Origin of the sequence: Membranihabitans marinus, assembly GCF_021729155.1 — a bacterium.
Lineage (GTDB): Bacteria > Bacteroidota > Bacteroidia > Chitinophagales > Saprospiraceae > Membranihabitans > Membranihabitans marinus.
The window spans coordinates 1-2,613 of the sequence record NZ_JAJQYA010000076.1 but is presented as its reverse complement, the minus strand read 5'-3'; the positions used below and the strand labels follow the sequence as shown (position 1 = coordinate 2,613).

Here is a 2,613-nt window from a genome sequence, read left to right as displayed (position 1 = left end):
AACCACGATGGCTGAATTAATGTAAAATTCGTCTTTTTCATGAGTTCTAGTTTAGATGATATAACATTTAGGCTTTTAATAAAAAATTTTAATTAACAACTTGCAATAACAACATGATTTCCTCTTATTATTAAAATAGAAGAATACATATTGCATTTTCTTTTCTATTTTTTCATATAATTCATTCAATAACAATCATTTTACTATTAAACCATTCAAATTTGCCGATTAGTCCGTGAAGACTCCAAATTAATGGCCCCATTAATCCATTAGAATTAATGACAAAATGACTCTGATTTTGACTATTTAAAATATTAAATCTAGATTGCTCAACAATAGATGTTGTTGATTCAAATTTATTGACATAATCTCCCTCTAGATTCCTTTGTACAGATGAAATATAACCATCGACATCCACTGCACTACAATTATCGTTCCTATTATTCACCAACCAATAATTAGTCGTTTTTTTAACCAAAAATTTCGATAAATATGTGACGGAGGTATTCGAAAGATTATTACTAAATCTAGAGAAAACACCAGACATATTACTAATTAACATATATGTAATATGAGTGTTAATTATGCAACTATATTTACACGATAGCTGTAAATCATAATCTCCCGGTTGATAATTAAATAAACCACCTAGGAAATTTCGTCTCATTATATTTAACTTAATTTGGGGCATCTCAAACAAAATTAATCTTTTATCCGATACAGACAAATTAAAAAATGCATAACGGACTTACTACTAACAACATATGATAAAAAAATATCATATGTTGTTGCCAATTATAAAATATATTAGAACTAAAATTTTAATGACTTAACTAGGTAAAAAAAAGTAAAAAAAAAATTCATCAAACAAACCTTGCAAATACTCCTCTTTCAAAATTTATCTATTAAAAAAAAGGAGCAACTTGTAAATTCAAGCTACTCCTTTTTATATAGTCTAATATCTACTTATTACTTTATCACCACCATCTTCTTCGTCGCGGTGTACTTCTCCGTATCCAATTGATAATACAACACACCAGACATTCCAAAGTCCTCACTGTTGACCCAGACCTTATTGTAGCCTTTACCATAACTGCCCTCTATGACTTTCAATACTTTCCCCGTCACATCGTACATGGTCAAAGTAGCCTCTGAGGCTTCTGGCAAAGTAAATCCAATGGCCGTCTGACCAGCGTAGGGATTCGGGGTGTTTTGGTACAAGGCAAAGATCGCATCACTCTTATTGTACTGCAATTGTATATTCTTCAACTCCTCAGCTCCAGTGTAAGCCTCAGCCATGATTACCCGATCACTTACTGACAATACATCTCGCAATGATACATCGGCTTTCGCTCGGACAACCAAGGTAAACAATACCTCATTCTCAGATACACTGATGGCCTTCCCTTCACTCCAAGAGGCTGTGATGAATCCCGGACGGTATTTCACGTAATTGTCCTCTGTAAAGTTCAATGCGCCCGCTTCGATAGACTCTACCTCTACCGCATTGTTCGCATATGCCAAGGTGTACTGCATTCCAGTAATTTCATCGAAGTTCTCAGATGTAACATTTACCCGGTACAATTCACCAGATATCAATCCTTGGTCCACTACACTCAAATTTAAAGTCGTCAATCCACTTCTCTGACTTCGACCTACATTTTCCGTGCGATTCACATTACCGATCTTCACTCCTACAAAATCTATATTCTCGTCCGATCTCAAACTAGTCGATTCGAAACTTTCTCTCATGCTTCCATCGGATACGAAAAATCTCCAACTCGTATTATTGGCCAACTTTCGATTCGGCGTCAACACCATTCTTCTCGTCTCCAAGATATCAAAGGCATTGATCAAACCATTGCCATCTACATCGGCCGCCATCTTGTCGTAATCACTAGTCAATACAGAATCTTGCATTACATGGCTCTGGATGGCTATCACATCTTGAGTAGTTATACCCTGTCCATGACCGGTGTTTTTCTGTGGTACTATACTCACTGAAGAGCCCCAATCGAGATTGAAGCCATACTGACCATTACCCGTGGTCTCTGCTGTCAATGGACTTCCACTGTTCAAGACAGCCTTCACTTCTACTTCTGCTATCGCCTCTTGATCTTGATCTGTGATCTGACCAGTCAAACTCACATCGCCATTGTTCGCAGCACAATTGGCATCGACAACAAATACTATGGTTTGCTCGTAATCTCTCTCAATGGTTGAACACCAATCTCTAATATTCCACACCCTAGTCAGTTTATACATTTGAGGACCATCTGTTCCTGTGATTTGTACTTCACTGATGTATTCTTCCTTCACTCCGATGGCGATAGAATTACACAACGCACCTACTAAGTCCGTTTTCAATTCCACTTTACCTGTTACGGCCGGAGACAATTCCGTACTAGCATCTTCCAACGAAGTTACGCAAGCAGGTAACTCTTGAGTATAAGTATCAGCAGGTGTATCAAACATAGACATGCCCAATTCACAGGCGCTATTCACATAAATAATTTGTTCCAAGGTAAAGTTTGGAGCTTTCGGTCCACAACCTCCACTGATATCAAATCTTCTGGTGATTATACCATTGCCACAGTCGTCTAGATCTACCCA

The 2,613-nt window shown here is 37.2% G+C and carries 2 protein-coding genes; both read right to left on the bottom strand.

Features of this window, described 5'->3' with window-relative positions:
• Positions 1-181: 181 nt before the first annotated feature.
• Positions 182-448, bottom strand: coding sequence for a hypothetical protein (locus tag LVD51_RS19910; protein ID WP_236973136.1), 267 nt, complete (start codon positions 446-448; stop codon positions 182-184).
• A gap of 521 nt (positions 449-969) precedes the next feature.
• A partial coding sequence (locus LVD51_RS19905) for a T9SS type A sorting domain-containing protein (protein WP_236973135.1) occupies positions 970-2,613 on the bottom strand: 1,644 nt, incomplete at its 5' end.